Origin of the sequence: Lascolabacillus sp. (assembly GCF_028696275.1) — a bacterium.
GTDB classification, from domain to species: domain Bacteria; phylum Bacteroidota; class Bacteroidia; order Bacteroidales; family Dysgonomonadaceae; genus Proteiniphilum; species Proteiniphilum massiliensis.
On record NZ_JAQVHI010000008.1, the window covers coordinates 1 to 17,654 of the forward strand.

At 36.6% G+C, this 17,654-nt stretch carries 18 protein-coding genes; 8 read left to right on the forward strand and 10 right to left on the reverse strand.

The window, feature by feature from the left end:
- The 9 genes from PHO43_RS03575 to PHO43_RS03615 form a co-directional block, all read right to left on the reverse strand.
- The coding region (locus PHO43_RS03575; protein WP_288011323.1) for a 3-keto-disaccharide hydrolase at positions 1-684 on the reverse strand (684 nt) is incomplete at its 3' end.
- 56 nt (positions 685-740) lie between these two features.
- Complete coding sequence (locus PHO43_RS03580) at positions 741-1,484, reverse strand: UDP-2,3-diacylglucosamine diphosphatase (RefSeq protein WP_288011326.1); 744 nt, start codon at positions 1,482-1,484, stop codon at positions 741-743.
- A 31-nt stretch (positions 1,485-1,515) separates the two neighbouring features.
- Entirely contained in the window at positions 1,516-1,833 is a 318-nt protein-coding gene (locus PHO43_RS03585; protein ID WP_045090451.1) for a metal-sulfur cluster assembly factor, read from the reverse strand.
- Positions 1,834-1,883: 50 nt separating this feature from the next.
- Positions 1,884-2,573: a RadC family protein gene (gene radC, locus PHO43_RS03590; protein WP_045090452.1), complete on the reverse strand. Its 690-nt coding sequence runs from the start codon at positions 2,571-2,573 to the stop codon at positions 1,884-1,886.
- Between the two features lie 107 nt (positions 2,574-2,680).
- Entirely contained in the window at positions 2,681-3,244 is a 564-nt protein-coding gene (efp, locus tag PHO43_RS03595; protein WP_045090453.1) for an elongation factor P, read from the reverse strand.
- Positions 3,245-3,341: 97 nt separating this feature from the next.
- Positions 3,342-3,725, reverse strand: a complete 384-nt coding sequence (locus tag PHO43_RS03600; RefSeq protein WP_288011329.1) for a GtrA family protein — start codon at positions 3,723-3,725, stop codon at positions 3,342-3,344.
- Positions 3,722-5,431 (reverse strand): ArnT family glycosyltransferase, encoded by a 1,710-nt coding sequence (locus PHO43_RS03605; protein ID WP_288011331.1) that lies wholly within the window; start codon positions 5,429-5,431, stop codon positions 3,722-3,724. The genes PHO43_RS03600 and PHO43_RS03605 overlap by 4 nt, the downstream gene beginning before the upstream one ends.
- A 16-nt stretch (positions 5,432-5,447) precedes the next feature.
- Entirely contained in the window at positions 5,448-6,758 is a 1,311-nt protein-coding gene (locus tag PHO43_RS03610) for an NCS2 family permease (RefSeq protein WP_053827136.1), read from the reverse strand.
- Between the two features lie 20 nt (positions 6,759-6,778).
- The gene (locus PHO43_RS03615; protein WP_045090456.1) at positions 6,779-7,504 is read right to left on the reverse strand and encodes a DUF5020 family protein; all 726 of its coding nucleotides are present in this window, start codon (positions 7,502-7,504) and stop codon (positions 6,779-6,781) included.
- Between the two features lie 160 nt (positions 7,505-7,664).
- On the opposite strand from PHO43_RS03615, the gene cysS reads away from it, so the two are divergent.
- From cysS to PHO43_RS03655, 8 genes are all read left to right on the forward strand, one after another.
- Positions 7,665-9,143 (forward strand): cysteine--tRNA ligase, encoded by a 1,479-nt coding sequence (gene cysS, locus PHO43_RS03620; RefSeq protein WP_045091016.1) that lies wholly within the window; start codon positions 7,665-7,667, stop codon positions 9,141-9,143.
- Positions 9,131-10,468 carry a sodium-dependent transporter gene (locus PHO43_RS03625; protein WP_053827133.1) on the forward strand — a complete coding sequence of 446 codons (1,338 nt, stop codon included), beginning with the start codon at positions 9,131-9,133 and terminating at the stop codon, positions 10,466-10,468. The genes cysS and PHO43_RS03625 overlap by 13 nt, the downstream gene beginning before the upstream one ends.
- Positions 10,469-10,552: 84 nt before the next feature.
- Positions 10,553-11,785 carry a 3-phosphoshikimate 1-carboxyvinyltransferase gene (locus tag PHO43_RS03630; RefSeq protein WP_045090458.1) on the forward strand — a complete coding sequence of 411 codons (1,233 nt, stop codon included), beginning with the start codon at positions 10,553-10,555 and terminating at the stop codon, positions 11,783-11,785.
- A gap of 3 nt (positions 11,786-11,788) precedes the next feature.
- Positions 11,789-12,220, forward strand: coding sequence for a hypothetical protein (locus tag PHO43_RS03635; protein WP_045090459.1), 432 nt, complete (start codon positions 11,789-11,791; stop codon positions 12,218-12,220).
- Positions 12,221-12,234: 14 nt separating this feature from the next.
- Positions 12,235-13,083: a metal ABC transporter permease gene (locus PHO43_RS03640; RefSeq protein WP_288008890.1), complete on the forward strand. Its 849-nt coding sequence runs from the start codon at positions 12,235-12,237 to the stop codon at positions 13,081-13,083.
- 48 nt (positions 13,084-13,131) lie between these two features.
- Positions 13,132-14,985: a tetratricopeptide repeat protein gene (locus tag PHO43_RS03645; RefSeq protein ID WP_197272057.1), complete on the forward strand. Its 1,854-nt coding sequence runs from the start codon at positions 13,132-13,134 to the stop codon at positions 14,983-14,985.
- Positions 14,986-15,012: 27 nt separating this feature from the next.
- Positions 15,013-15,588, forward strand: a complete 576-nt coding sequence (locus tag PHO43_RS03650; protein WP_045090462.1) for a non-canonical purine NTP diphosphatase — start codon at positions 15,013-15,015, stop codon at positions 15,586-15,588.
- 62 nt (positions 15,589-15,650) lie between these two features.
- Positions 15,651-16,715, forward strand: a complete 1,065-nt coding sequence (locus PHO43_RS03655; RefSeq protein WP_045090463.1) for an oxidoreductase — start codon at positions 15,651-15,653, stop codon at positions 16,713-16,715.
- A gap of 8 nt (positions 16,716-16,723) precedes the next feature.
- Here PHO43_RS03655 and PHO43_RS03660 read toward each other — a convergent pair whose 3' ends face one another.
- Positions 16,724-17,608 (reverse strand): DMT family transporter, encoded by an 885-nt coding sequence (locus PHO43_RS03660; RefSeq protein ID WP_045090464.1) that lies wholly within the window; start codon positions 17,606-17,608, stop codon positions 16,724-16,726.
- Positions 17,609-17,654 lie beyond the last annotated feature (46 nt).

A 17,654-nucleotide genomic window follows, 5' to 3' on the forward strand; every position in this document is an offset into this window, starting at 1 on the left:
ATCTTGTAGTCCAATATAGCCCTCTTTTGAGATACCTTCCTGAAAACCAGGGAAATTTTTAAATTTACTGTTTTCAACCAACTCGTCCCATTCATCAGACCAAAGTGTATATTCAATTACCTTCACACCATTCTGAGTATGAATTACTTTACCATCCTTAACTCGTATTACTATATTATTCCATTCTCCATAAGGATTAACGGTTTTAGGATCTGCCGGAAGCATATCATATAAAGAGCCTGCAAGATGTGAATCAATCTTGTTATCACTTGCATATTCATTGTCTAAGATTTGTACTTCAGGTGCAGAGTTGTAAATTGCTTTGCCTTTCTCTTCTCTTACATAGTAGAATATTCCGGAATTACCCTCTTTTTCAGTTTTCCAGTCTATTGATAATTCAAAATTCTTAAATTTCTTTGGAAAAAAGATCATATCACCTCCTACTCCCTGACCAGGTCTGGCTCTTTCAGCTTTGAATACCTTCATGGCACCATCCTCGATAGTCCAGTTATCCGGTACACTGTTACCATTATACTGACGCCAACCAGTAAAATCCTTTCCATTAAACAGCAATGTCCAGCCTTGTTTTTCTTCTGCTTTTGTAAGTTCGTTTAGGTTAACTTTTGCTGCAGAGCAGGAAGTAAATAGTAAGATAGAAATTAGTATTAGCCAATTCGTTCTCATTTTAGTAAATTTAAATAGTTATAATTAAAGAATTAATGCAATCTGGTTTTTTTATATCACATTTCCCAATTTTCCAGCTTAATGGAGTTTCCATCAAAAACTGCATATGAAAAGAGAGTAATCCAATCACCAAGTATAACAACCCGGCTATGTTCTGCAATTGGCAAATTGATCAATATATGACGATGACCATAGATAAAATAATCTATATCCTGTATCTCCTTTAATTTGTCTTTAGAGTACCGTATCAGGTATTCATTTTCTTCTCCCAAGTATCCAACGACGCCTCCTTTTTCGCGACTATCACTCGACCATGCATGGGCTAAAGGTACAGTCCATCTTGGATGAATTCCTGAGAAGCATTTTTGCAAAAATTTATTATGAAATAATTTTCTTAGAAATCTAAATGACCTGGAACCGTCTCCTAAGCCATCTCCATGAGCAAGAAAAAACTTTTTACCTTGAATTTCAGTAATTATGGGTTTCAAGTGCAAAATCAATCCACACTCTTTAGACAGATAATCTGTAATCCATATATCGTGATTACCAATAAAGAAATGAACTTCTACCCCATTGTCAGTAACTTCTGCAAGCTTACCGAGCAGCCGCGTAAACCCCCTAGGAACAACATACTTATACTCAAACCAATAGTCGAATATATCTCCCATCAGGTAAATTGCAGACGCATCTTCCTTAACATGGTCAAGCCAACGACAGAGCTTCTTCTCTGCCTCAAGGGAATCAGGATGTGTTTTTGCTCCAAGATGGGCGTCAGCAAGAAAATATACTTTTTTACTCACAATATTTGTCTTTCAAAGTATCTTATAGTTCTTACAGCATTCCTAATTCCAGCATAGCTTCTTCGCTCATCATTGACTGATCCCAGGGAGGATCAAATGTAAGATTAAGGTTTACACTATTCACTTCTTCAATTGACTCAACTTTCATCTGCACATCCATCAGAATGAAGTCCGCCGCAGGACATGCGGGAGAAGTAAATGTCATTTCGATGGTGACATTATTATTTTCATCAATATCAACATCGTAAATCATGCCTAAATCGTAAATGTTTACCGGGATCTCCGGGTCATAACATGTACGCAGCATGACCACTATTTTATCTTGTAATGCTTGTAGTTCTTCGTTCATAATCTAATCTTTTTTATTAAACCGAAATATGGCCTGATTGTTTAGATAATTCAGAGGATTCCCTCATCTGCGAAACTAAAGTATCGGTTTCCGCAAACAATGATGTGATCTAATAATACTATATCCATCCAATGAGTAGCCTCTTTCAGTTTTTTTGTTATTTGGATATCTTGCGGACTGGGTCTGCAGTTATCAGATGGGTGATTATGTCCTAAAAAGATACCTGAAGCGTAAAATTTTAATGCTTCACGTAATATTAACCTGATATCAACAACCGTTCCTGATATACCGCCTCTGCTTACCTGTAACTCCTTTATTACTTTATTTGATCTGTCCGTAAATATTACCCAGGTCTCCTCATGATTCAAGTCGGTAAGCCTGGGAACAAACTCTTCATATGCTATTCTTGAAGATGTAATTTTCCTTCGTTTAACAGGCTCACAGGCTTTTCTCCTTCGTCCAAGTTCAAGTGCTGCAGTTATGGTTACAGCTTTTGCTTCTCCTATACCCTTGAAATTTCTTATCAAATCAGTGACACTCATCCTGGCAAGTTTATTCAGATCGTTATCTGCTTCTTTCAATATGCTTTTTCCAAGCTCTACTGCAGTTTGTTTACTATTACCGGAACCAATTAGTATAGCTATCAACTCTGAGTCAGATAATGAGTTAACTCCTTTCAATAATAACTTTTCTCTGGGCCGATCTTCTTCAGCCCATTGCTTTATACTTAACTTGCTCATGATATATTACCACTCTTTAACAGAGCAAATATAGTAAGTTTTTTTCAAAAAAAAGCAGGACCCAATATTAGTCCTGCTTTAATGTTTTATACTATTTCAACAACTCATTATCTAACCCTCTCAACATAAGAGCCATTACGAGTATCTACTTTAATTTTCTCACCTGTATCTATGAATAGTGGAACTCTTACTTCAGCTCCTGTCTCCAGAGTTGCAGGTTTTAATGTATTTGTTGCAGTGTCACCTTTAATGCCCGGCTCTGTATAGGTAACTTCCAGAACTACATGTACCGGCATCTCCGCTGTCAGAATTGTTCCACTTTCTGCATGAATCTGTACCTCTACAATATCTCCTTCTTTAAGGAATTGAACACCCTCTATCTGTTCAGCCGGAATAGGAATCTGTTCGAATGTTTCAGTATTCATGAAGTTGTATCCCATATCATCTTTATAGAGATATTGAAATGGTCTTCTTTCTATTCTAACTTCATCAACTTTTACACCGGAATTGAATGTTTTATCTAGTACCCTGCCAGTGGTAACATTTCTAAGTTTTGTACGAACGAAAGCCGCACCTTTACCTGGTTTTACATGAAGGAATTCTACAATAAAGTAATATTGTCCTTCAAGTTCGATGCACATTCCGTTCCTGAAATCAGCGGTTGTTGCCATAAAATTTTGTAATTGTTATACTATAAGATAATTAATTGTATTTGAGTGCAAAAGTAACTATTTACTGCGAAAAATGCAAATGAATAATACCTGGGGTTCATCTAAAAGTAAACAAATAATTAGGGATGAAATTCCATATTGCCACCAATGTTATAGCAAATGCTTTTGACAAATAGAAATTGAACTTTAGCTTTTCGTTAAACAGAAAGACAAAGAGATTATTCAATGCCAGCCCTATTGATGAAATAAAGAAAAAGGATAAATATTCACGACTAACTTCTGGATTGTTACTCTCGAACGTCCAGATTCTGTTTAAAATATAATTTGAAGTGGCTGCAATAGAAAACCCTATAGAGTTAGAAATGAACTTATTCCACTTTAGTTTCTCTTTGCATATCCATGTGAAAAGAAAATCTATTGCTGTTCCGGATAAACCAACAATGCCAAATTTTAAAAATTTAATTATCAGCTCTAGAATCATTCGAATGTAACTTTCACAGGTTTATTCAAAGTTGCCGGATATACTCCCGGGGTTCCAGCAGCAAAATATACATCATATACACCTGCAGAATATTCAGATAAATCAATTAATATCTTCCCTGAAACAGTTTCTCCTGAATATATTTCATTTGAATCAAATTCGGATATAGCAGCCAATCTCTCTCTAACTAATTTACCATCCTTTTCTGTTATGAATACAAGATAAATTTGTAATGGCATTGATGGATGATTAATATTGTATGTATTATTGTAAGGATTCACAATTTTCACACCCATCTCGTTAACACTCTTGGTTGACAGTGGAGTATTGTTGATATCAGGAATTACCTCAAGCCTTTTATAAGGTTGATAATGCAGCACCTCTTTCAAATTAAAAACAGACTCTCCACTGATAGTTGGTACAACTCCTGTTGTATCATTCCTGAAATCTATTACAACTTGATGATCAACATAACTCTCGTCAAACCTCCAGATATCATATTGCGTATTCCGATAATTTAATGCTCCCATTGCGTGTGCTTCACCGCCTGTATAGAATCTGTACTTTGAAGGCATCTGAAAACCGGATGTAAACACAACAGGGCGTTCACCTGCAAAAGCATAAAGATCCTCAACCCTCTTTTTATCTCCATGCCACTCTGTTTTTATTGGCAGAATATCTATCATGAGAAAAAGTCGAGCAGCAAATACCAAAATTAAAGATGGCGCAACAACTCTGTAAAGATAACGTTTTAAATTCTGGTTTTCAACAGCTTCTCTTAAAATCAGAATTACCATTGGAATGGAAGCAGCTATTGTCCAGTGGGGTTCGACACGACTCTTAAATGTCCATAATGCGAAGAATATTAAAAACCCAGCCATTAAAAATTTTAATGCTCTATTGAATAGATCTCCTTTTTTATTGATAAACAGAACATAAATCCCTGCTATTAGTGTAAAAGGATTAAATACTGGCAACTGATTAAGGATATAATCGATAATGTTATTCCATTTAAATCCAACTGACCTATCTATAAGGTGGTATTTTATTGATGGAAAATCGTGATTTACCTGCCACAGTATATGTGGAATATAGAGAACTATTACAGAAAGTACAGAATAATAGAAAGTGCTCTTTTTAAACAGTTTAAGGTTTGACAGAAAAACAAAAAGTATTACAAGTGCTCCATGATATTTACTATACATTAAGCCTGCCATAAACAGAGCCATCAGTAAAGCTCCTTTTAAGGAATAGTCACTCCTTAAATAATACCTGTAGCTCCACAGGAATAAAACAGCGAAAAAAAGCAGCACTGAATCCGGCGTTGCTACGAATCCGTAAGCCTGAAGCATTACAACTGAAAATGAGACTAAGAAAAAGAGAATTACATTCTCTCTTGTTTCTTTTAACTCGGATAACTTGTAGAGTACAAAAAGATAAACCAGCTGTAGTATCATTACTACCAGACGTACTCCAATTAAAGTATTTCCGGCAAGTAAAGTCCCAATTTTGATTACTAAAGCTATCATTGGAGGGTGATCAAAATATCCCCAATCCGGATACTGAGAATAGACCCAATAATAGGCCTCATCATTCCCAATTTCAGTAAAAAGAGACTGGATGATATTAATTAAAAACCAAGCAAATATTAATAATATAAATATCTGCCTGGTTTTTACAGTACACCAAAATTGTGACTTTATCATTACATATTATTCTATACTATAGAACCTGCATTCCATCCAATACAAGTTTTATTATAAATAGCACAAATATTACCCACATTGTAATAGAAATATGTTTCCACTTTCCACTTAACGCTTTCAGGAATACAAAAGACAACATACCAAAAACAATACCCTGTGCTATGCTGAATGCAAATGGCATCATAACTATAGTGAGGAAAGCGGGCAATGCTTCTGTCATATCGCTGAAGTTAATTTTTACAACTGAAGTAATCATAAACAGCCCTACCAAAATAAGTGCAGGAGCAGTTGCTGAAGCAGGTACCATTAAAAACAATGGAGCAAGGAACAGCGCAAGTACAAACATCATTGCTGTTGAAAGTGATGTCAAACCTGTTTTACCACCGGCTGCAACACCAGAAGCACTCTCTACATATGATGTCACAGTACTTGTACCTAATACAGCACCAAATGTTGTACCTAATGCATCGGCGAAAAGTGCTTTCTTTATTTGAGGGAAGCTTCCATCCTTATCTGTTATACCAATTTTTGATGCAACACCAAGCAGTGTCCCTATTGTATCAAAAAGGTTTACAAATAAGAAAGTGAAAACTATAATTAACATATCCAGTGTGAAAATGTTGCTCCATTCAAATTTCACAAAAACAGGAGATATATCAGGTGGCAATGAAACAAGACCGCCGGTTGGCATCTGAACAAGACCTAATATCAAACCAAAAATAGTTGCTGCAACAATACCTATCAGGAAAGATCCGTGTACATTCTTAAAATATAAAACAGCAGTCAGGATAAGACCTAAAGATGCAACCCAAACATGGGGATCAGACATTGATCCCAGAGTTAACATAGTATTATCATCTTTTACGATAAGTCCTGCATTCTGTAACCCCAACAAAGTGATGAAAAGTCCAATCCCTACAGGAATTGCATATTTTATTGTACTTGGAATACTCTTTACAATCAATTCACGAACATTGAAAAAAGTAAGTAATATAAAGATGATACCTTCAATGAATACGGCGGTTAAAGCCATTTGCCATGAATATCCTAGTCCCAGTACAACAGAGAATGCAAAGAATGAGTTAAGCCCCATTCCGGGTGCCTGTGCTATAGGCAGATTAGGAATAAATGCCATAAACAATGTACCTAAAACACTTGCAAGGGCAGTTGCAGTAAACAGAGCTGACTTGTCCATTCCTGCAGCACTCAAAATATTTGGATTCACAACTAATATATACGACATGGTCAGAAAGGTAATAACTCCCGCTACCAACTCAGTGCGTACTGTTGTGTTGTTTTGCTTTAATTTAAATATCTTTTCAAGCATAATCAATCTCTAATTAATTATTAAAAAATCCATTTTGTTGCCAGTGTAGGAATAGCATAGAATTTACTTTCAGCAAACTTGTTCACAAAGTTATAGCTTAATTCTACTTCACTACCTAATGAGAAGTTTGGTGTAATATTAAACCATATTTGAGGTTCACTAAGCAGAATAAGCTTCTTACCATTTGCTTCAGTACCCTCTGTAAAAGATTTATCCTCAGTCCATAAATCCATGAAACCTCCTAAAGATATCTTATTATTTGCTAATGAAGCGTTCCATGTAACTGTCCACTGTGCATCATTACTAACCTGTTCAAATGCATTTAATTTATAAGCCAGATATGTGCTCATAAAAAAGTTTCCTAACTGAAAAGGATATCCAAAACCTGCAAGATATGAACTTGGGATTGAGAATCCGAAGTCTTCTCCTCTTACTAAACCCAAACCTCCATTGTATTCAATGTGCGGAAGAAGAGGGAAATCACCGATTTTAAACTCTCTCGCAATTTCACCATAGATAAGTCCCGGATTACGTTTGTCAAAACTGAAATCGAAGTCCACAAACATAAAAGTATTTCCCCACTGATCCGGTTTGAAAAATTCAAACGTAGCAGTTAGATAATTAATGCCGGAAACGTCATCACCATAAAGTGAACTACGTGGATCAAAATGTAACTGGAGGTTCTGCCCTTTTGCAGATACTAGCAAACAAAACAGGGCTAATGTTAGTAAGATTTTACGCGACATAAAATTAGTTTAAATAAAAGTTAATTAAAATAAGATCGCAAAAGTATTAAAATTCTGCATAAACTACATGAGTTATGTCTATTTTTTTCTTTTTTTATTAAATCTGAAGAAGATACCACTTATATTTGTATTTTTGCCTTTCATAAAATATCAAATTAACATGGTTGGATTAAAAAGCAGAGACCTACTTGTTTATAATACATTAAGCAGAGAAAAGGAGCCGTTTGAACCTCTACACTCCCCATTCGTTGGAATGTACGTGTGTGGTCCTACTGTCTATAGTGATATACATTTAGGCAATTGCCGCACATTTATTTCATTTGACCTGATTTACAGATATCTCCTGCACTTAGGTTATAAAGTTCGTTATGTTCGTAACATCACAGATGCCGGACACCTTGAGGGTGATAGAGATGAAGGGGATGACAAGTTTGCAAAAAGAGCCAAACTTGAAAAGTTAGAGCCTATGGAGATCGTTCAAAAATATACTCTGGGCTTTCGTGAAGTGCTATCACTTTTTAACACCTTGCCTCCAAGTATAGAACCCACTGCTACAGGTCATATAATTGAACAGATAGAGATGATCAAAGTGATACTGGATGCCGGATATGCTTATGAGGTAAATGGATCAGTTTACTTTGATGTTGAAAAATACAGCAAGGAGTATGATTACGGTATACTCACAAACAGAAAACTTGAGGATTTGCTGGAAGGCACACGCGAACTAAGCGGGCAAGATGAGAAGCGTGGAAGACTTGATTTCGCTTTATGGATTTCGGCAAAACCTGAAACATTAATGAAATGGCCATCACCATGGGGTGTGGGATTCCCCGGCTGGCACATTGAATGTTCTGCAATGAGCACTAAATATCTTGGCACCTCATTTGATATTCACGGAGGAGGAATGGATTTGCAGGCAACACACCACACGAATGAGATTGCACAGTCTAAAGCATGTCATCATAGTGAGCCTGTTAAGTATTGGATGCACACCAACATGCTCACCGTTAATGGTGTCAGAATGTCGAAGTCGGCAGGTAACGGCTTTTTACCTAAAGAACTTTTTACAGGTGATCACCCATTGCTTGAAAGAGGCTACTCTCCTATGACAGTACGCTTTTTTATGCTGCAATCTCACTATAGAAATACTCTTGATTTCTCAAATGAGGCTCTTCAGGCTGCTGAAAAGGGGTATAAAAGACTTATGGGCAGTATAGCTACACTAGAAAAAATTATACCATCTGATGTATCCACTGTTGATATCGCCTCACTTGAAAAGAACTGCTATGCAGCAATGAATGACGATTTCAGCAGTCCCGTTCTTATAGCTCAACTATTTGACGCCGTGCGCATTATTAACTCATGCAACGATAAAAGTGAGACCATTAGTTCAGAAGATCTCATTAAGTTGAAAGAGGTTATGCACACTTTTGTGTTTGATATTCTAGGGCTAACAGATGAAACTAAAAGTATGACCGGGAGCAACGTAATCGAGGGGTTAATGAACCTTATTCTGGATATAAGAAGGACAGCACGTGAGAATAAAGACTGGGCTACTTCAGACAAAATACGTGATGAGCTTAAAGCTGCTGGAATAGAAATAAAGGACACCAAAACAGGTGCTGAATGGAGAATATAAAAAGAGTTACTTTTACTTCTAAGATAGGTGTTGTTGCTGCTGCTGCCGGTTCAGCAGTAGGGCTTGGTAATATTTGGAGATTTCCAAGTCAGACCGCCGACGGTGGTGGCGCTATATTTATTTTTGTATATATCGCTTGTATTCTCTTTTTTGGTATTCCGGTAATGATGAGCGAGTTTATTATAGGTAGATCTGCTCGTGCTAATACTGCGGGTGCATTTCATATCCTTGCTCCCGGAACTCAATGGAAGTGGATTGGTCGGCTTGGTGTACTTACCGGATTTATCATAATGGGTTTCTATATGGTAGTTGCAGGCTGGACTCTGATATATTTCCTCCAGTCAATTACTGGCAATCTACACACTGTCAATGATTTCAGCATACACTTTACTAATATTCTGAACGACCCTTTGAAGCAATCAGTATGGATGATTGTATTTTCATTTCTTACATCTTTCTTCATACTCTCAGGTGTAAGAAAAGGCATTGAAAAATCAGCCAAAATCTTTATGCCGATTCTGTTCCTGCTATTAATAATTCTTGCTATCAGATCAATAACGCTTGAAGGTGCTATACAAGGATTAAATTTCTTGTTTAAACCAAATATGGAGCATGTTAAGCAGACTGTTTTTCTTGATGCTATGGGACAGGCTTTCTTTTCATTATCAATTGGAATGGGCTGCCTCATTACCTACGGTTCATATTTTAATAAGAGCATCAATCTAACAAAAACAGCAGTTCAGGTCTCAATTTTAGACACACTGGTAGCTGTATTATCCGGAGTAATTATTTTCCCTGCTGCATTTGCGCTTACATCAAGCCCCGACACTATTGTGGATGAACTGGTAACAGGTGGTCCTGGTCTCCTATTCATTACAATTCCTGAGCTACTTAATCAGATGCCTGCCTCAATGGCATGGTCTGCACTGTTTTTCTGCCTGCTGGCACTTGCAGCTTTAACTTCCACTATATCATTAATGGAAGTTGTTACAGTATATCTGTTCGAAGAGTATAAAATATCGCGAAGAAAAAGTACAATCTTTGTTACATTGGGTGTAATAATTCTTGGGATAATCTCATCATATTCTTCTGTTTTCTTTAATATATTGGATATGGCATCAGCTAAGTATATGCTTCCTATTGGTGGACTATTTATAAGTATATTCGTGGGATGGTATCTGAAACAGCAGTTGGTTACAGCACAGATAACCAATGAGGGGAAACTGAGATTCGGCGTTGGATTTATAAAATTCTATATCTTCCTACTACGTTTTATTGCTCCAATTGCAATATTATCAATATTCGTATATGGATTAACAGGTTAATCACTAAAACAATTTAAAAGTATACACTATCTGTAATTCTTATGTTTTAAAATGCTATTTTTGCATTAAAATCCAGTTGTTATAATGTTATCTCAATATAAAATATATCCCCCGGAAACAGTAAAAACAACAATCCAGCTTCCGGCTTCAAAAAGTATAAGCAACAGAGCTATGATTCTCAATGCTCTGTGTCTGAGTACTGCACCAATTAAGAATCTATCTGATTGTGAAGACACTAAGGTTCTGATAGATGCTTTCAACTCCGATTCAAACCTTTTCGATATTAAAGCAGCAGGAACTGCTATGCGTTTTCTTACAGCTTTTCTTGCCGGAATGGAAGGTGAATGGATAATAAAAGGGACAGAGAGGATGCATCAGCGCCCAATTCATCCTTTAGTTGAAACTCTTACTGCATTAGGTGCTGACATAGAATATCTTGAAAAAGAGGGGTTCCCTCCACTCAAAATAAGAGGTAAAAAACTAAATGGAGGAGAGGTATATTTATCAGGGAATATCAGTTCACAGTTTATTTCTGCTCTATTGATGGTTGCCCCAACAATGAAAAATGGGCTGATCATGCACATTGAGAAAGAGATTGTCTCCAAGCCATATATCGACCTTACTATTGGAATGATGGCCAAGTGTGGTGTTCATGTCAAATGGGAGGGAAATGATATTACCGTTAAGCCTCAAAACTACAAAGCTGTTGATATGACAGTAGAAGCTGATTGGACTGCAGCTTCATACTGGTACGAAATAGCATCTCTGCTACCCGGATCAGAAATTAAACTACTGGGATTAACAAAGGATAGTATGCAGGGAGACTCCAATGTGGTAAATCTTTTTGTTGATCTTGGGGTATCTACAGAGTTTGTTGTTGATGGAATAATTATTCGCAGCAATAACAAAAAAACTAAAAAATTCTTCCATAACTTTATAAACGAACCCGATCTTGCACAAACTTTTGCTGCAACTTGTTGTTTTAAAAAAGTACCCTTTATTTTTTCTGGTATACAAAGTTTAAAGATCAAAGAAACAGATCGGGTACAGGCATTGATAAATGAACTTAAAAAACTGGGGTATATACTCACTGAAAATGAGATTGGCATGCTAGAGTGGGATGGTGAACGCTGTATACCCGAGAAAGAGCCGGCAATTGATACGTACGACGATCATCGTATGGCAATGTCACTTGCGCCGGGATCAATCGTTAAACAATCTATATTAATAAACGACCCGGATGTTGTTTATAAGTCATATCCTAATTTCTGGAAAGATTTAAAACATGCGGGATTTGTAATCGAAGAAAGGAAATAAATTATGCAACCTATCTTTTTATTTTTAGCTATTGTTCTTTTTTTTATTGTAGCACTTACGATAAATAATTATATACAACGTAAAAGAGGTAATACAACCGAACGTGAAATGGCTCCGCCTTCTATCGACCTGAGTCAGAGTGGATGCTGCGGTGCTCACGAAGTTTGTGAAAAAGACAGTCTTATTGCAGCATTTGCAGAAGAGCCTGAATACTTCGATGATGAGGAGCTTGATAAATATTCATGTCGCGACTCCTCAGCATTTAGTGAGGATGAAGTTGAAGAGTTCAGAGAAATCTTTTATACTATCCTCGATGAAGAGAAACCAAGATGGGTAAGAAGTTTGCAAATGAGATCTATTTCTGTACCAGATCAAATGAAAGACGAGGTTCTCATGTTTGTAAATGAATTGAGAATGCAAAAAATGCACGCCTGATCTTTTAATTTATAATGAATATACTTGAACTTTTTAATTATGCTTTTTTCAGGAATGCTATAATCGGTAGTCTGTTTGCTAGCATAGCCTGTGGAATAATTGGCACGTATGTAGTTTCAAGACGATTGGTATTCATTAGCGGAGGTATTACTCATGCCTCCTTTGGTGGATTGGGTATTGGCTTCTATTTTTCCCTTCCTCCTATCATTTCTGCAATGATCTTTTCTATCTTTTCTGCATTCGGTATTCAATGGCTTTCAAGAAAGCAGGGAGTCAGAGAGGATTCTGCCATAGCTGTTTTCTGGTCACTTGGAATGGCTATCGGTATTGTTCTAACATTTCTAACACCTGGTTATGCTCCCAATTTATCTGAGTACCTGTTTGGTAATATACTTACTATAACTGTTTCAGACATTATCGCACTAATAGTATTATCAATTGTACTGGTAATGTTTTTTGTGCTTTTCTACCATGAAATTATTTCAGTCTCATTTGACACTGAATTTGCACGAACAAGACGTATACCTACTCAGTTCATTGAATATACGATGATGCTCTTTATAGCTGTTACAATCGTTTTAAGTATAAGACTTGTTGGTATAGTACTACTAATGTCTCTTATTACGGTTCCACAAATGACAGCAAACCTGTTAACTGTAAACTATCATAAAATAATATCTCTTTCAGTATTGTTTAGTTTCATCGGTTGTGTATTGGGACTATTCCTCTCTTATTACCTGAATGTTCCATCAGGAGCCTTTATTATTTTTGTACTCATTCTGATGTACTTTTTATTCAAAGGTGTAAAAAATTTAATGTTGCGTACAAGTAACCGTGCTATTACTGAAAGCATCAAACAATAAAAAGCCATTTTTATAGTTTGTACTATAGTAATGGATTAGTACGCATAATTGAAGAAACAGGCATTAAATATCTCTTTGTTATTGTGTGTTATTCTCGGAATAAGTTGTTCTACCGGGAGAAACACCCCATATTCGCGTGCTTATAAAGAACTGCGAACACGTTACAACATTTTCCATAATGCTCAGGAGTCATATGATAACATATTGAATGAGCAACTTGCAATATTTATGGACGACAGAAATAATATACTCCCAATTGTCTATAGTGCAGGCTACAATATAAAGAAAACTGGTAAGGGAGGACCATTCGACATTGTTATTAATAAAGCAGAAAGGGCTATCAGCGACTATTCAATAACTTCAAAACCAAGACGAAATCCTACTAAAGCATATTCGGAGGATTACAGAAAATGGCTGAAACAGGAGGAGTTTAATCCATTTATCAGTAATGTTTGGCTTCTTTTGGGTAAGGCGCATTTTCAAAATGGTGATTATGATGAAGCTTTATCTGTTTTTGCTGAAATTATCAGGATTTTTCCTAATGATACAGATCTAACATCTGAAGCACACATCTGGATGTTAAGATCTTACAGCGAGATGAGCAGGTTTTATGATGCACAGAATTTGATATACATTCTGCAAACACGTACTTTGTCAAATGATCTGAATATACTGTTCACTGAGTCAGTAGCTCACTATCTATTAAAAACAGGGCAGTATCATGAAGCTATTCCTTATATCAGACAGTTAATTGAGAAGGAGAAAAATCGGCTAAAGAGAAAGGGGTTACAATTCCTTTTGGGACAGGTTTATACACTAATAGGAGATTACGAAAAAGCAGTTGACTCATTTAAAGATTTAAAGAGGATCAATACTTCAAAAGAGCTTTACCTTAATGCATCTGCTTACATTGATGCCATCTCTTCCGGAAAAAACCAGGCAGACTCACTGGCTCTATTACTGCGGAATAGCCAGTTAAACGAGAATATAAGGAGTGTTGCAGTTACAGAATTAAATGTTGCTGAAAATAGCGATCAAACCGAATATAAAGATTCTTTTCAGTTATATTGGGAGGCTAATCTAAAAAGAAATATTTCAAAACCATTACTGAATGCATATTCAATCAGGAAGATTGAAAGAGATTTTACAATTTATGAATCGTCACCTCATGCATTAATTCTATTGCCATCTGAACAGTCAGATCAAATAAAAGATCTGCTATTTGTAACCGCAAATTTCAATTTCTCAAATTTTAAATTTCGCACATTCAATTTATCAACCACAATTATAGAGAGGAGAGAAGCGTTAAAGATTGAACCATTCAGCTCTTATGATGATGTTTCAAGATATCTGCATATGTTGAAATCAGATACTGTCTACAGGTCATCTTTACCTGAAACAATTACTCCTGTTATAATTTCGAAGTCTAATCTCAATATTCTTCAAAGCAGCACTTTAGAGAGTTATTATCAATTCTATACCGCAAATTTTAATTATCTACCCGAAGATTTTTCCCCCGTTAAAATATCACTTCAAGAAGAAAGCTCATTACAAACAGAATCTGATGTGGCTAATATTTATATTGAAGATTCACTATCTTTGGAAACTGATTATGTTGCAAAACCTGTAATTGATAAGATAGAGATATCAGATGAAAGGCAGGTTAATTTAAAGCTTCTGCTTGAACAGAAAGCATCCGAAATGATGAAAAGGGCAAATAAGAGCACCATAACTGTTGACAGAGCCGAACAAATCAAGAAAAGGGAGCAAATAAGAAATGAGAGATTAAAAAGTCGCGAGAAGGAGCTTAAGGAGAGGGAGAGGAAAAGAGAATTGGAAATCAAACAAAGGGAAAGAGAGAGAGAACTCAAACTAAAAGCTCAAAAGAGAGATCGTAGATAAAAAATATAATTTCAATAGAATAGATTAATGAAAGAGATTGTTTTCGCAACAAATAATAAACACAAATTAGATGAGGTACGGAAAATTGCAGATACTAAACTGAAGATACTAAGCCTCTCCGATATTAACTGTCATGAGGAAATAGAGGAGACTGGTACAACTTTAGAGGCTAATGCTCTTATTAAAGCAAAGTATGTAAAAGATCATTACGGATATGACTGCTTTGCAGATGATACAGGCCTGGAGGTTGAGGCTCTTGATGGAATGCCTGGTGTATACTCTTCACGTTATGCAGGTGAGGCTTGCCGACCGGCAGATAATATGAATAAACTGCTCACTGTTTTAAATAATATTGAAAATAGGAAAGCAAGATTCAGAACAGTAATAGCACTTATATTGAACAACGAAGAGCACTATTTCGAAGGTATCATTAACGGGGAGATCACTCGTGAAGAAAAAGGCAATGCAGGTTTTGGTTACGATCCTATTTTTCAGCCCGAAGGTTATAGTCAGACTTTTGCAGAGCTTGGTGATGACATTAAAAACAGCATTAGTCACCGTGCCCTGGCTACTGAAAAATTGATGAAGTTTTTGTTAAAATAGAAGATTGTGAAAAAATTCTTATCTTTGAGTATTATCATCACAAAAACACCAAAAATTAATCTATGTCAACAACTAACATTCGCACAGGTATTATTGGATATGGTCTTTCCGGCCGCGTATTCCACGCTCCGTTTATAGATGTAGTAGAGGGCTTTGAACTCTCGAAGATAAGTACTTCCAACCCGGTAAGACAGAAAACTGCTAAAGAACGGTATCCTGATACAGAGATTGTACCCGAACCAGATAGCATAATCAATGATCCTGATATTGATCTGGTAATTGTTACTTCACCAAATACCGACCATTTCCGATGGTCTAAAGAGGCTCTGCTTGCAGGTAAGCATGTAGTTGTGGAGAAACCATTCACAGTGAATGTTGCAGAAGCGGACGAACTCATCGAAATTGCAAACAAGCAAAATAAAATTCTTACTGTTTACCACAACCGCCGATTTACAAGTGATACAAAAACTGTGAAGAAACTACTTCAAAGTGGTCTCCTTGGTGAAATAGTGGAATATGAATCCCATTTCGACAGATTTCGTGTTAACCCAAGACCAGGGGGCGCCTGGCGTGAAGAGCCTCTCCCAGGTTCTGGTATATTCTACGATCTGGGCTCTCATCTGATAGATCAGGCATTGTGGTTCTTTGGAATGCCTGAAGCTGTTACAGCTTTTATTGACAGTCAAAGAGAGTGGGCTAAGGCTGATGATCATTTTGATGTGCGTCTTCACTATCCCGGACTGACAGCTACTTTAAAGTCGGGAATGATTTGCAAAATACCTGGTCCTACTTACTTACTTCATGGCACAAACGGAACGTTTGTAAAATATGGTCTGGATGTTCAAGAAGCTACATTAGATGGCGGATCTAAGCCAGTTGGTAAGGACTGGGGAAAGGAGCCTGAAGAGATCTGGGGTACTATAAACACTGAATATAATGGCGTTAAGATACAGGGCAAGCTTGAAAGTGAACAGGGTGATTATAAAGATTACTTCATCAATTTAAGAGATGCTATAAATGGAAATGCCGAGATTGCTGTAAAAGCAGAAGAGGCTCGCAACGTTATGAAAATTATTGAACTGGCTTTCCAAAGCAGTAAAGAGAGGAGGACTATTAAAGTACAATAGTTTCTGATTTAAAGAAAGAATATTGATGCTCCAATTATACTGATCACTGCTCCGGTAACCTGACGGGCAGTGATCTTTTCTTTAAACATAATAGCTGATGGTATTATGATGAAAATTGGAGTCAGAGCCATAAGTGCTGATGCAATACCTGTTTCAGTATGTTTAACAGCAAAAAGTGACAGAGATACACCGATGAAAGGTCCAAACATTGCTCCAATTGTGATCGCATTCATACTTTTTCTTTCACCAGTAGCAAGGATCACCTTTCTCCATCTTCTCATGAATGTAACAAGCAGGGCAAATGCGGCAAAACCAAATATTGCACGAATCTGAGTAGCAGCAATTGCATCATAATCTCCCATCCCTTTTTTACTCAGAATAAGACCTACAGCCTGCCCCAATGCACCGCCAATTGCGTACAAAAAACCTTTAACTGGTACATCCAGTCTTAGCTTTTTACCTGCAACTGCAATCATTATACCTGTTACACTTACCACTATTCCTGCTATACTCTTGGGAGTAAGATATTCACTAAGAAAAAACCATCCTATAACAGCTGTAATCATTGGAGCAAGACTCATTACAAGCTGTGAAGTACGTGAACCGATTATTGTGTAAGATTTAAACAGAAAGAGATCGCCAAGAAAGAAGCCTACTATGCCTGAAAGCCCCAGCCAAAACCAATTATAGGGAGTAGCATCAATTGGGAAGAACATTCCGCGGGTAAATAGAGTTGTAATACCTAAAAATATAACTCCAAGAAAAATCCTGATAATATTTACAGATAAAGACCCTACCCTTCTGCCTGCTTTCTCAAAGTAAATGGCACTAAAGGTCCAGCATACAGCTGTCAGAAGTGATGCAATTTCGCCAACATGCGATTGGATTGACATAGGAGATGTAGTTCGTTAATCGGATTCTATAACAAATAGAGTGCAA